The 13139-nt window shown below is 67.3% G+C and carries 8 protein-coding genes; 4 read left to right on the forward strand and 4 right to left on the reverse strand.

The window, feature by feature from the left end; all coding sequences use genetic code 11:
• Positions 1 to 33 precede the first annotated feature (33 nt).
• The 3 genes from GO615_RS22795 to dapC all read right to left on the reverse strand — a co-directional run bounded on the left by GO615_RS22795 (position 34) and on the right by dapC (position 3333).
• On the reverse strand, positions 34 to 1221 hold the full coding sequence (locus GO615_RS22795) for a PilT/PilU family type 4a pilus ATPase (RefSeq protein ID WP_169132176.1): 1188 nt from the start codon (positions 1219 to 1221) through the stop codon (positions 34 to 36).
• A gap of 76 nt (positions 1222 to 1297) precedes the next feature.
• A complete protein-coding gene (gene dapD / locus GO615_RS22800; RefSeq protein ID WP_169132177.1) occupies positions 1298 to 2119 on the reverse strand; it encodes a 2,3,4,5-tetrahydropyridine-2,6-dicarboxylate N-succinyltransferase in 822 nt (273 codons plus the stop codon).
• A gap of 20 nt (positions 2120 to 2139) precedes the next feature.
• Complete coding sequence (dapC, locus tag GO615_RS22805) at positions 2140 to 3333, reverse strand: succinyldiaminopimelate transaminase (RefSeq protein ID WP_169132178.1); 1194 nt, start codon at positions 3331 to 3333, stop codon at positions 2140 to 2142.
• Between the two features lie 154 nt (positions 3334 to 3487).
• Here dapC and smc point away from each other — a divergent pair, with 154 nt between their 5' ends.
• From smc to galU, 4 genes are all read left to right on the forward strand, one after another.
• A complete protein-coding gene (gene smc, locus GO615_RS22810; RefSeq protein WP_169132197.1) occupies positions 3488 to 7015 on the forward strand; it encodes a chromosome segregation protein SMC in 3528 nt (1175 codons plus the stop codon).
• A gap of 114 nt (positions 7016 to 7129) precedes the next feature.
• Complete coding sequence (locus GO615_RS22815; protein WP_169132179.1) at positions 7130 to 8236, forward strand: cell division protein ZipA; 1107 nt, start codon at positions 7130 to 7132, stop codon at positions 8234 to 8236.
• On the forward strand, positions 8236 to 10269 hold the full coding sequence (gene ligA, locus GO615_RS22820) for an NAD-dependent DNA ligase LigA (protein ID WP_169132180.1): 2034 nt from the start codon (positions 8236 to 8238) through the stop codon (positions 10267 to 10269). The genes GO615_RS22815 and ligA overlap by 1 nt, the downstream gene beginning before the upstream one ends.
• A 61-nt stretch (positions 10270 to 10330) precedes the next feature.
• Entirely contained in the window at positions 10331 to 11203 is an 873-nt protein-coding gene (gene galU, locus GO615_RS22825; RefSeq protein ID WP_169132181.1) for a UTP--glucose-1-phosphate uridylyltransferase GalU, read from the forward strand.
• A gap of 113 nt (positions 11204 to 11316) precedes the next feature.
• Here galU and typA read toward each other — a convergent pair whose 3' ends face one another.
• A complete protein-coding gene (typA, locus tag GO615_RS22830; RefSeq protein WP_169132182.1) occupies positions 11317 to 13134 on the reverse strand; it encodes a translational GTPase TypA in 1818 nt (605 codons plus the stop codon).
• Between the last annotated feature and the right edge of the window lie 5 nt (positions 13135 to 13139).

Raw genomic sequence — 13139 nt, forward strand, 5'->3', positions numbered from 1 at the left:
CCCCGGGTTCGGGGTTGGGGGCGCCAGGGGCGCTCAGTGTGCCGGACCGTCGTCCAGGTGCAGCGCGAATTCGCTGAACGAGGCGCCGTCGGCATTCTTGTTCTGCGGTTCGAAGTCGACCGAAGGCGGCGCTTCGGCGCCGTCCGCAGCCGGCGCGGCATTGATCTGTGCGTTGTTGATCAGCCATGCGAGGTTGGTCGGGGAGTCGGCGTTCGCGAGCGCCTCCTCGAAGCTGATGATGCCGTCGCGGTAGAGCCGGTGCAGGTCCTGTTCGAAGGTCTGCGACCCCGGCGCGAGGCTCTGCTGCATCGCTTCCTTGACCTCGTTGAGCTCGCCACGCTCCACCAGTTCTGCGACGTGGCGCGTGTTCATGAGGATTTCGACCGCCGGAATGCGCATGCCGTCGGGCTTGCGCACGAGACGCTGGGAGATGATGCACTTCAGCGCGACCGCGAGGTCGAGGTACAGCAGCGAGCGGTTTTCGAGCGGGAAGAAGTTAACGATGCGGTTCAGCGCATGGTAGGCGTTGTTCGCGTGCAGTGTCGCCAGGCACAGGTGGCCGGTCTGCGAGTACGCGAGCGCCGCCTGCATGGTTTCGCGGTCGCGGATCTCGCCGATCAGGATGCAGTCGGGCGCCTGGCGCATGGCGTTGCGTAGCGCCTCGTGCCAGCCGAGGGTGTCGATGCCGACTTCGCGCTGGTTGACGATCGACTTTCGGTGCTTGAAGAGGTACTCGATCGGATCCTCGACCGTGAGGATGTGGCCCGAGCGGTTGCGGTTGCGGTGGTCGATCATCGACGCGAGCGTGGTCGATTTGCCAGAGCCGGTCGCGCCGACGACGAGGATCAGGCCGCGCTTCTCGGTGACGACCTCGGACAGCACGGGCGGAAGGCCCAGTGACTCCAGCGAGGGGATCTCGCCCTGGATGTAGCGCACCACGATGCCGATGCTGTGGCGCTGCCAGAATACGTTGACCCGGAAGTTGCCGAAGTCGCGCCGCCCAAAGGAGAGGTTGAGCTCCTTCTCGCGCTCGAAGGTCTCGATCTGCTCCGGGGTCATCATCTCGTAGATCATCCGCTTGATCATGGAGGGGTCCATGACCTGCTGGTTGATCGGCATCGTGATGCCCTGGATCTTGATGTGGATCGGGGCTCCGGCCGAGATGAAGATGTCCGAAGCGAGCTTTTCCGCCATCAGTTGGAACAGCTTGTCGAAAATCATCCGGAGATTCTCCTGGGCAAGGTTGGGCGGACTTCGGTGTCGGGGCGGCCTCGCACGGCCGCCCCGGAAAGCGCGATCAGGCGCCGCGCAGCAGTTCGTTGATGCCGGTCTTGGCGCGGGTCTGGGCGTCGACGCGCTTGACGATCACGGCGCAGTACAGGCTGTACTTGCCGTCGGCCGAGGGCAGGCTGCCCGGCACGACGACGGCGCCGGACGGCACGCGGCCGTAGGTGACCTCGCCGGTCTGGCGGTCGTAGATCTTGGTGCTCTGGCCGATGTACACGCCCATCGACAGCACGGCGTTTTCCTCGATGATCACGCCTTCGACGACTTCCGAACGCGCGCCGACGAAAACGTTGTCCTCGATGATGACGGGGCCGGCCTGCACCGGTTCGAGCACGCCGCCGATGCCGACGCCGCCCGACAGGTGCACGTTCTTGCCGATCTGGGCGCAGGAGCCGACGGTGGCCCAGGTATCGACCATCGTGCCTTCATCCACGTAGGCGCCGATGTTCACGTAGGAAGGCATCAGCACCACGTTCTTGCCGATGTAGCTGCCCTTGCGCGCGACGGCGGGCGGCACGACGCGGAAGCCGCCTTCGCGGAACTGCTCGGGGGTGTAGTCGCCGAACTTGGTCGGGACCTTATCGAAGAAATTCAGCGCGCCGGCCGACTGCAGCTCGTTGTCGCGCAGGCGGAAGGAGATCAGTACGGCCTTCTTGATCCACTGGTTGACGGTCCAGTTGCCGTCGATCTTCTCGGCGACGCGCAGCTTGCCGCTGTCCAGCCCGTCGATGACGGTGGCAACGGCGTCGCGGACGGTGGCGGGGGCCGAGGAGGGCGAGAGGCTGGCGCGGTTCTCGAAGGCTTCGTCGATGACTTTTTGCAGGTCTTGCATGGGGGATTTCCGTTTGTATTTCAAAGAGTTTGGCAGAAGGCGGCGATGCGCTCCGCAGCCTCGACACATTCGGCCGTTTCGGCCACGAGGGCGATGCGCACGAACCCGGCGCCCGGATTGACGCCGTTCGATTCCCGGGCGAGGAAGCTGCCCGGCAGAACCGTCACATTATATGCAGCCTGCAGGCGGCGGGCGAACTCGGTGTCGGGGATGGGCGTCTGCGCCCACAGGTAGAATCCGGCGTCGGGCTTCTGCACCTTGAGGTGCCTGGCGATGATGGGCATCGCGCGGTCGAACTTCTCGCGGTACAGGCGGCGATTTTCGATCACGTGCGCCTCGTCGTTCCAAGCGGCGACCGAGGCGGCCTGGATGGGCAGGCTCATCGCGCAGCCGTGATAGGTGCGGTAGCGCAGGAAGCCCTTCAGCACCTTCGCATCGCCCGCGACGAAGCCCGAGCGCATGCCCGGCACGTTGGAGCGCTTCGATAGGCTCGAGAACATCACGAGGTTGCGGAAGTCCGTGCGGCCGAGCGCGTGCGCGGCCTGCAGCGCGCCGACCGGCGGCGCGTCGTCGTCGAAGTAGATCTCCGAATAGCACTCGTCGGCCGCGATCACGAAACCGTAGCGGTCCGAGAGCTCGAAGAGGCGCGCCCATTCGGCCTGCGAGAGCATGCGCCCGGTCGGATTGCCCGGCGAGCACACGAACACGAGCTGGATGTCGCGCCAGAGCGCTTCGGGAATGCCGTCGAAATCCGAGCCGAAGCCGTTTTCCGGCAGGTTGTTGAGGAACACCGGCTCGGCACCCGCGAGCAGGGCCGCGCCTTCGTAGATCTGGTAGAAGGGGTTCGGGCTCAGTACCTTGGCGCCGGGGCGGCTGCCGTCGATCACCGCCTGGGCAAAGGCGAACAGCGCCTCGCGCGAGCCGTTGACCGGCAGCACCTGGGTCGCCGGATCGACCTTGGGCAGGCCGAAGCGGCGCTCCAGCCAGCCGGCGATCGCCACGCGCAGCGGGTCTCCGCCGATCGTCGCGGGGTAGTTCGCGAGCCCCTGCAGGTTGTCGGTGAGCGCCTGCATGATGAAGGGCGGCGTCGGGTGCTGCGGTTCGCCGATCGACAGGCGGATCGATTTCAGGTCGGCCGGGGGAACGACGCCGTCGAACAGCGCGCGCAGTTTTTCGAAGGGGTAGGGCTGGAGGCGGTCGAGGTTCGGATTCACGGCGGACTGTTTCGGCTTGTTTCGGAGGGCATGCGCCTGTGCTTGAACGCAAGGGCATCGAGCGCGCGATGGTATCATGACGCGCTTTCGCCGCCCCCGGCCGGCCCGTTCCCGCCACAACTCCTGTCCCGATTCGATCCGGCTCCGTTCCGAAGTGCGTCTCTCCAAGCTCAAACTCGCCGGTTTCAAGACTTTTGTCGATCCCACCACGGTGCTCACCCCCGGCAATCTCGTCGGCGTCGTGGGGCCGAACGGCTGCGGCAAGTCGAACATCATCGATGCGGTGCGCTGGGTGCTGGGCGAGACGCGCGCCAGCGCGCTGCGCGGCGAGTCGATGCAGGACGTGATCTTCAACGGCTCGACGACACGCAAGCCCGTGTCGCGCGCGAGCGTCGAATTGGTGTTCGACAACGCCGAGGGCCGCGCGGCGGGGCAGTGGTCGCGCTATGCGGAAATCTCCGTCAAGCGCGTGCTCGACCGTAGCGGCGAGTCGACCTACTTCCTCAACAACGTCCAGGTGCGGCGCAAGGACGTCATCGACCTCTTCCTTGGCACCGGCCTCGGTCCGCGCGCCTACGCGATCATCGAACAGGGCATGATCTCGCGCATCATCGAGGCACGTCCCGAGGAGGTGCGCGGCTTCCTCGAGGAGGCCGCGGGGGTCACGAAATACCGTGAGCGTCGTCGCGAGACCGAAGGACGTCTGTCCGACGCACGCGACAACCTCGCTCGCCTCGATGATATCCGCATGGAGCTGGGCGAGCGTATCGGCCATCTGGAAGTGCAGGCGGAGATCGCCGCGCGCTACCGCGACCTGAGCGCCGCGCACACGCAGCGCCAGCAACTGCTGTGGCTGCTCAAGCGCAACGAGGCGCGCGCCGAGCAGGCGCGAGTCGAGGGCGAGCTCAACCAGCTGTCGTCGAAGATGGAGGCGGACAGCGCCCGTTTGCAGGAACTCGAGAACGCCGTCGAGGAGGCTCGCGCGGGGCACTTCGAGGCGTCGGAAGCCACCCATGCGGCTCAGTCGGACCTCTTTGCAGTGTCGGCGGAGGTGACGCGGCTGGAGGCTGAACTGCGCCACCTCGACGATGCGCGCAAGCGGCTCGAGGCACGCCTTGCGCAGCTCGCGACCGACGAAGCGCACTGGCAGGAGCGCCAGGCGGCGCTGGGGGCAGAGCGCGAGCGCTGGACCGGGCTGATCGACAACGCGGCGATGCGTGCCGAGCAGGCCGAGGCGCGTCATACCGAGATCGCCGAGCGCCTGCCCGAGGCCGAGGCCGCACGCCAGGCTGCCGACACGACCGTCGCGGCGGCGCGGCGCGAACTTGCGCAGACCGAGCAGCAGTTGCGCGTCGAGGAGGCCAAGCGCGCGAGCGCCGTGCGGGCGCTCGATGCGCTGAACCAGCGCCGCGGGCGCCTCGCGGGGGAATCGGGCGGCATCGAAGGACCGGACGAAGCCGTCGTCGCGCAGCAGGAGGCGCGTCTCGAAGCCCTGCGCGAGGAACTGGAACGCCAGCAGGAAGAGCTCGGCGCCGTGCAGATGCGGCTGCCCGAGGCACAGGCCGCGCTGAAGGCCGCGCTGGAGCATGAACGGCAGGTGCAGCGGCGCCTCACCGAGTTGCGCGCCCGGCGTGACGCGCTCGTGCAGTTGCAGGCCAAGATGCAGTCCCAGGGCCAGCTCGGTGACTGGCTGAAGCGCCACAAGCTGACCGAGCTGCCGCCACTGTGGCGCGACCTGCGGGTCGAGCCGGGCTGGGAGATGGCGGTCGAGGCCGTGCTGCGCGAGCGGCTTGCCGCGCTGACCGGCGACGTGAGCGACGCGGCGCGCGCGATGTTCGACGATGTGCCGCCGGGATCCTTCGCGCTGGCCTTCGGCGACGGGGTGGAGGTGGCCGGCGAGCCGGCGCCGCTGCCCGGAACCTTTGCGCTGATGGACAAGATCTCCTTTGTCGACGCGGGGCTTCGGCCGGTCGTTGCCGACTGGCTGCGCGGTTGCGTTGCCACCGATGGGCTGGAGTCCTGGGTCGAACGGCGCGGAGAACTCGCCGCCGACCAGTGCCTGATCGGGCCGCACGGCCAGATCCTCACGCGGCATGCACTGGTGCATTACGCGCCGGACAGCCGCACGCACGGCGTCATGGAGCGCCAGCGCGAGATCGACGGCCTTGCGGAGCAGCAGTTGGCGCTCGAGACGGAGGCCCATATTGCCCATGACGCGTTGATCGCGGCAGAGGGTGTCGCCGCCGAGCTGCAGGAACGCGGTAACGCCTTGCGGCGCGAGCTGCAGGCGGCGCAGCAGCAGGTGCATGCCGAACAGGTCGAGCTCCTCAAGCTCACGCAGGCACGGCAGCGCGCCGAGGAGCGCCGTGCGCAGCTCGCGCGCGACCTCGATGACATCGTCCATCTCGAATCCACCGAGCGCGAGCACCTCGCGCGGGCGGAGATGGAGCAGGCACGCGCAGAGGAGTTGGCCGAGCTGCAGCGCGAGCGCCTGGACGGCGCGCTGGAGGTGCTGACCGAGCGCGACAACGTACTGCGCGAAACACGCTCACTCGAGCAGGCGCTTGCACGCGAACTGCAGGAGGCGCGCTTCTCCGAGCGCGAGTGCGCGGGCAAGCTCGAGGATATCGCGCGCAACCTGCAACTGGCCGGCGAGCAGCTCGGACGGATCGCCGTGGAGGTCGAGGCACGCCGACACGAGCTCGAGGCGACCGACAGCGGCCGCAGCCGCGATGCGCTGCAGGAGGCGCTCGATCTGCGGGCGCGGCGCGAGGCGGCGCTGGCGGCGCGCCGCGATGCGCTGGAGATGGCGGCGATGCGGCTGAAGCAGACCGAGGAGCTGCGCCTGCGCACCGAGCAGGAGGCGGCGCCGGCGCGCGGACGGGTGGCCGAACTGCGCCTCGCCGTGCAGGCGGCGGAGCTCGCGGCGGCGCAGTTCGACGAGCGGCTCGTGGAGGCCCAGGCCGACGAGGCGGCGCTGCAGCCGCTGCTCGTGCCGGATCTGCGCGAGGGCTCGCTGGTGCGCGAAGTCGGACGGCTTGCGCGCGAGATCGCGGAGCTGGGCCAGGTGAACCTCGCGGCGCTGGACGAGCTGCGCAGCGCGCAGGAGCGCAAGGGGTATCTCGACGCGCAGTTCGATGACCTGATGCAGGCGATCGGAACGCTGGAGGACGCGATCCGGCGCATCGACCGCGAGACGCGCGAACAGCTTCAGGACACCTACAATACCGTGACGCAGCATTTCGGCACGCTGTTCCCGCAGCTCTTTGGCGGCGGACAGGCGCGGCTGGTGCTTACCGGTGACGAGATCCTCGATGCGGGCATCCAGATCGTCGCGCAGCCGCCCGGGAAGAAGAACAGCTCGATCCACTTGCTTTCGGGTGGCGAGAAGGCGCTGACGGCGATCGCGCTGGTGTTCTCGATGTTCCAGTTGAATCCCGCGCCCTTCTGCATGCTTGACGAGGTCGATGCGCCGCTGGACGATACGAATACCGAGCGCTATTGCCAGATGGTGAAGCGCATGTCATCGCAGACGCAGTTCGTCTTCATCAGCCACAGCAAGATCACGATGGAGATCGCGCAGCAGCTCGTGGGCGTGACGATGCAGGAACAAGGTGTCTCGCGCGTGGTGGAAGTGGATATGGAAGAGGCGCTGCGCCTGGCGGAGCCGGCAGCAGCCTGAAGATGAGTACCGCCGGGGCCCGCAACGGGGACGCGGCGGCAAGGTTTCATTGCGAAGCCCAGGGAATTGCGAGGTCCGGCGCGCGCAGCGGCGGGACCGACAACGGGAAGGAAGATGGATAACGAATTGCAGATCGGGTTGGCGGCGCTGGGGGTGGCTTCGGTCGTCGGGATCGTCGCGTACAACAAGTGGCAGGAACGCAAGCATCGACGCGAGGCCGAGCAGGCCTTCCGGTCGGATCATCGCGACGTGCTGCTGGAGCCCGGCGACGGCGCCGCGGACGAGGTTCCCGCCGAGCGCCTGGAGCCCTCAATGGGCGAGGCGGAACCGGAGACCCGCCGTGCGGCTGCGGCCGTGCGCGACCCCGCTGTGCGCAAGGTGACGCCGGGCGTTCCGGATGCGGTCGATCAGCGCATCGACTGCGTGATCCGCATCGAGGCGATCGAGCCCTTGGACGCGCCGCGCCTGTGGGCCGCACAGAGCGAGCAGCTGATGGGCATCTCCAAGCCCGTGCGCTGGTTCGCCTTCGATGATGCGGCGAATCTGTGGCGATCGCTCGACGCGCATACGGCAGGAGCCTTCCATTGGTTCTGCGCGGCAATGCAGACGGTCGACCGCAGCGGGCCGATCAGCGAAAACGATTTCCTGCATTTCTCCGGCGGCATGCAGCGCGTGGCCGAACAGTTCCTGGCGGTGCCGGCCGACCTGCCGGCGCGTGGCGAGGCGCTGCGCAATGCAGCCGAGCTGGACAAGTTCTGCGCCAACGTGGATGTGCAGATCGGCATCAACGTGGTGAGCAACGGGCAGCCCTTCGTCGGCACCAAGATCCGGGCGCTGGCGGAGTCGCACGGCATGACGCTGGGTCCGGACGGCTCCTTCCATGCGCGTGACGAGGAGGGCAATACCCTGTACACGCTGAGCAACATGGAGCCGGTGCTGTTTGCAGCCGAAGAGATGCGCGACCTTGCCACCAACGGCCTCACGCTGGTGATCGACGTCCCGCGCGTGCCGAACGGCGTGTTCGCGTTCGAGCGCATGATGCGCCAGGCCATGCAGATGGCCGACGCCCTGCAGGGGACCGTCGTGGACGACAATCGTGCCCCGTTCGGTGCCGAGGCGGCGACGCTGATCCGCGGCCAGATCCAGCATTTCCAGGCACAGATGGCGAGCGGGGACGTGCCGGCGGGCGGCCCGCTGGCGCAGCGCCTGTTCTCGGCCTGATGATCGCTTCGGCCCAGGCCTTCGAGCGCGCCGCGCAGTTGCGGCGCGAACTCGAAGCCCACAATTACGCGTACTACGTCCTCGACGCGCCGACCGTTCCGGACGCGGAATACGATCGCCTGTTCCGCGAACTCGAAGCGCTCGAGCGCGAGTTTCCCGAACTGGCCACGCCCGATTCGCCGACGCAGCGGGTCGGGGGCGCACCGATGCCGGAGCTCGCGCCGGTGCGGCATGCGGTGCCGATGCTGTCGATCCGCACCGAAACCGATACCACGAACGGCGGCGTGATCGCCTTCGACTCCCGTGTGCGCAACGCGCTGGGACTCGGTCCTGCCGACGGGCCGGTGGAGTACCTCGGCGAACTGAAGTTCGACGGGCTGGCGATCAGCCTGCGCTATGAACAGGGCGTTCTGGTGCGTGCGGCGACGCGCGGCGACGGCGAGACGGGCGAGGACGTGACGCACAATGTGCGCACGATCCGCCAGATTCCCTTGCGCCTATCGGGCACGCCGCCCGCGTTGCTGGAGGTGCGGGGCGAGATCTACATGCGCCGCGACGATTTCGAACGGTTGAATGCGCGTCAGGAACAGGCCGGCGACAAGCTGTTCATCAATCCGCGCAATACCGCGGCCGGCGCCGTGCGTCAGCTTGACCCGCGCATCGCCGCGAAGCGCCCCTTGTCCTTTTACGCCTACGGTCTCGGCGAGACGGGCGACTGGCCGCTGCCGCCCACGCAGGCACAGCTGCTCGATGCTTTCGCGGCGTTCGGCGTGCCGGTGTGCGAGCACCGCGTCGTCGCCGCAGGCGTCGAGGGGCTGTGCGAATTCCACGACCGCATCGCGGCCCTGCGCGACAGCCTGCCTTACGACATCGACGGGGTCGTGTACAAGGTCAACCGCTTCGAACTGCAGCGCGAGCTCGGTTTCGTCACGCGCGAGCCGCGCTGGGCGGTCGCGCACAAGTACCCGGCGCAGGAAGAGATCACCGAGCTCCTCGGCATCGAGGTGCAGGTCGGCCGTACCGGCGCGCTGACGCCGGTCGCGCGGCTCAAGCCGGTGTTCGTCGGCGGGGTCACGGTGACCAACGCGACCCTGCACAACGAAGAGGAAATCCTGCGCAAGGGCGTGCTGATCGGCGATCACGTCATCGTGCGGCGGGCCGGCGACGTTATACCGGAGGTCGTCGGGCCGGTGGTCGAGCGGCGTAGCGGCAGCGAGCGGCCTTTTGTGATGCCGACGCGCTGCCCGGTGTGCGCGTCGCACGTCGAGAAGGCCGAGGACGAGGTGGTGGCGCGCTGCACGGGCGGGCTGTTCTGTCCCGCGCAGCGCAAGCAGGCCCTGCTGCATTTCGCCGGGCGGCGCGCGATGGACATCGAGGGGCTGGGCGACAAGCTGGTCGACCAGCTCGTCGAGGCGGGCATCGTCAAGACGCCGGCCGACCTGTACAAGCTGGGCGTGCTGGCCTTGGCGAACCTGCAGCGCATGGCCGAGAAGTCGGCGGCCAACCTGCTTGCGGCGATCGAGAAGAGCCGGCATACGACGCTCGCGCGCTTCATCTTCGCGCTCGGTATCCGCAATGTCGGCGAGGCGACGGCGAAGGATCTCGCGCGGCATTTCGGCTCGCTCGACGCGCTGATGGATGCGACGCCGGAGAGCCTGCTGGCGGTGCCCGATGTGGGGCCGGTGGTCGCGCAGAGCATCGCGGGTTTCTTTGCCGAGGCGCACAACCGCGAGGTGATCGAGCAGTTGCGTGCGGCGGGCGTGAAGTGGGAAGAGGGCGAGCCGGCGGCTCCGGTCGCGGGCAGCGCGAGCGGCAAGGTGTTCGTGCTGACCGGCACGCTGCCGACGATGAGCCGCGACGAGGCCAAGGCCCTGATCGAGGCGCACGGCGGCAAGGTCAGCGGCTCGGTATCGAAGAAGACGGATTACGTGGTCGCGGGTGCGGAAGCCGGATCCAAGCTCGCGAAGGCGGAAGAGCTGGGCGTGGCGATCCTCGACGAGGACGGATTGCGGCACCTGCTGGAACAAGGTTGAAGATATGGCACGGACCAGACGCCGGGCTGATGCAAAAGACGAAACGAGGGAGAGTCATCCAATGAAAAAGGTCACCAAGGCGGTATTCCCGGTCGCCGGCATGGGCACGCGCTTCCTGCCGGCTACCAAGGCCAGCCCGAAGGAAATGCTGCCGATCGTGGACAAACCGCTGATCCAGTACGCGGTCGAGGAAGCGGTTGCGGCGGGCATCACCGACATGATCTTCATCACCGGCCGTACCAAGCGCTCCATCGAGGACCACTTCGACAAGGCCTACGAGCTCGAAACCGAACTCGAGGCGCGCGGCAAGAAGGAGCTGCTGGAGATCGTCAAGAAGACGGTGCCGAAGGGGGTGAACTGCGTGTACATCCGCCAGTCCGAGGCGCTCGGCCTCGGCCATGCGGTGCTGTGCGCGGCGCCGGTGGTCGGCGACGAGGCTTTCGCCGTGATCCTTGCGGACGACCTGCTGGATAACCACGGGGCCGAGCCGATCATGCAGCAGATGGTGGGCGTGTATAACTACCACCGCTGTTCGGTGCTGGGCACGATGAACGTGCCGCGCGAGGACACGCGCCAGTACGGTATCGTCAGCACCGACAGCCAGCAGGGCAACGTCCAGCGCGTGACCGGCATCGTCGAGAAGCCGAAGCCCGAGGACGCGCCGACGACCCAGGCGGTGGTCGGCCGTTACATCCTCACCCCGCACATCTTCGACCACCTGCGCTCGATCAAGCCGGGTGCGGGCGGCGAGCTGCAGCTCACGGACGCGATTGCCTCGCTGTTGAAGGAAGAGGCGGTGCTGTCCTACCAGTTCCAGGGCGTGCGCTACGACTGCGGCTCGAAGCTGGGCTACCTGAAAGCGACCGTTGAGCTCGGCCTGCGCCATCCGGAGATCGGTGCGGATTTCGCGGCCTACCTCGCCGAGCGCAAGTAAGCGCGGATGAGGGAGCGCGGGGGCCTGAGCTTCCCCGCTCCCTGAAACAAAAAAGGCGCTGCCGCGGCAGCGCCTTTTTTCGTCCACCCCGGCAGCCGCCGGGGCAGGACGGATTACATCGCTTCCGCCTTCGCGGCGCGCTTGCGCTCGTTCTCGGTGAGGTAGCGCTTGCGCAGGCGGATCGACTTCGGCGTGATCTCGACCAGTTCGTCGTCGGCGATGAACTCGATCGCGGATTCCAGCGTGAGCTGGATCGCGGGGACGAGGCGAACGGCTTCGTCGGTGCCGGAGGCGCGCACGTTGGTGAGCTGCTTGCCCTTGATCGGGTTCACGACGAGGTCATTGTCGCGCGAGTGGATACCGATGATCATGCCTTCGTACACCGGGTCGTTGTGCGTGACGAACATGCGGCCGCGGTCCTGCAGCTTCCACAGCGCGTAGGCGACGGCCTGGCCATCGTCCTGCGAGATCAGCACGCCGTTGCGGCGCTCGCCCATCGCACCGGCCATCGGGCCGTAGTCGTCGAACACGTGGCTGGCGAGGCCGGTACCGCGCGTCAGCGTCAGGAACTCGCCCTGGAAACCGATCAGGCCGCGGGCGGGGATACGGTATTCGAGACGGGTGCGGCCCTTGCCGTCGGACTGCATGTCCTGCAGTTCGCCGCGGCGGCGGCCGAGCTCTTCCATGACGCCGCCCTGATGCTCTTCCTCGACGTCGACGGTCAGCATTTCGTACGGCTCGCACTTCACGCCGTCGATCTCGCGGAACACGACGCGCGGACGGCCGACGGCCATCTCGAAGCCTTCGCGGCGCATGTTCTCCAGCAGGATGGTGAGGTGCAGTTCGCCGCGGCCGGAGACCTCGAAGACGTCGGAGTCGTTGGTGTAGTTCACGCGCAGCGCGACGTTCTTGAGCAGTTCCTTCTCCAGGCGCTCGCGGATCTGGCGGCTGGTGACGAACTTGCCTTCGCGCCCGGCGAGGGGCGAGGAGTTGACCATGAAGTTCATCGTCAGCGTCGGTTCGTCGACGGCGATCGGCTTCAGGCCGTCGAGGCTGTCCGGGTCACAGATCGTGACGCCGATGTTGACCTGATCGATGCCGGAGACCAGCACGATGTCGCCGGCTTCGGCCGATTCGGCCTGGCTGCGCTCGAGGCCCTTGAAGGTCAGCACCTGGCCGATCTTGGCCTTGCCGCGGTTCTCGTCGCCGTACATGACGACGACTTCCTGGTTCGGACGGATGCGGCCGCGCTTGATACGGCCGATGCCGAGCTGGCCGATGTAGGTCGAGTAGTCGAGCGAGCAGATCTGCAGCTGCAGGGGGCCGTCGGCGTCGACTTCGGGCTGCGGAACATGTTCCAGGATCGCTTCGTACAGCGGCTTCATGTCCGTGCCCGGCGTGGCGGGGTCGAGCATCGCGAAGCCGTTCAGCGCCGAGGCGTACACGACCGGGAAGTCGAGCTGCTCTTCGGTGGCGCCGAGCTTGTCGAAGAGATCGAAGGTGTGGTTGATGACCCAGTCCGGACGGCTGCCCGGACGGTCGATCTTGTTGATCACGACGATGGGCTTGAGGCCCAGGGCGAGTGCCTTGCGCGTGACGAAGCGGGTCTGCGGCATCGGGCCTTCGACGGCGTCAACGAGCAGCAGCACGCCGTCGACCATCGACAGGACGCGCTCGACTTCGCCGCCGAAGTCGGCGTGTCCCGGGGTGTCGACGATGTTGATGTGGGTGTCACCGTACTGGATCGCGCAGTTCTTGGCGAGAATGGTGATCCCGCGCTCCTTCTCGAGATCGTTGGAGTCCATCACCCGCTCGGAAACCTGCTGGTTCTCGCGGAAGGTGCCGGATTGGCGCAGGAGCTGGTCGACGAGGGTCGTCTTGCCGTGGTCGACGTGGGCGATGATGGCGATGTTGCGGATGGCGCGGGACATGTGGG

Source organism: Aromatoleum evansii, from assembly GCF_012910805.1.
Lineage (GTDB): Bacteria > Pseudomonadota > Gammaproteobacteria > Burkholderiales > Rhodocyclaceae > Aromatoleum > Aromatoleum evansii.

Bases quoted from the DNA above. Each gene is read 5' to 3' on its own strand.
- GO615_RS22795 (WP_169132176.1), bottom strand. From the start codon at position 1,221: ATGATTTTCGACAAGCTGTTCCAACTGATGGCGGAAAAGCTCGCTTCG.
- dapD (WP_169132177.1), bottom strand. From the start codon at position 2,119: ATGCAAGACCTGCAAAAAGTCATCGACGAAGCCTTCGAGAACCGCGCC.
- GO615_RS22815 (WP_169132179.1), top strand. From the start codon at position 7,130: ATGGATAACGAATTGCAGATCGGGTTGGCGGCGCTGGGGGTGGCTTCG.
- ligA (WP_169132180.1), top strand. From the start codon at position 8,236: ATGATCGCTTCGGCCCAGGCCTTCGAGCGCGCCGCGCAGTTGCGGCGC.
- galU (WP_169132181.1), top strand. From the start codon at position 10,331: ATGAAAAAGGTCACCAAGGCGGTATTCCCGGTCGCCGGCATGGGCACG.
- typA (WP_169132182.1), bottom strand. From the start codon at position 13,134: ATGTCCCGCGCCATCCGCAACATCGCCATCATCGCCCACGTCGACCAC.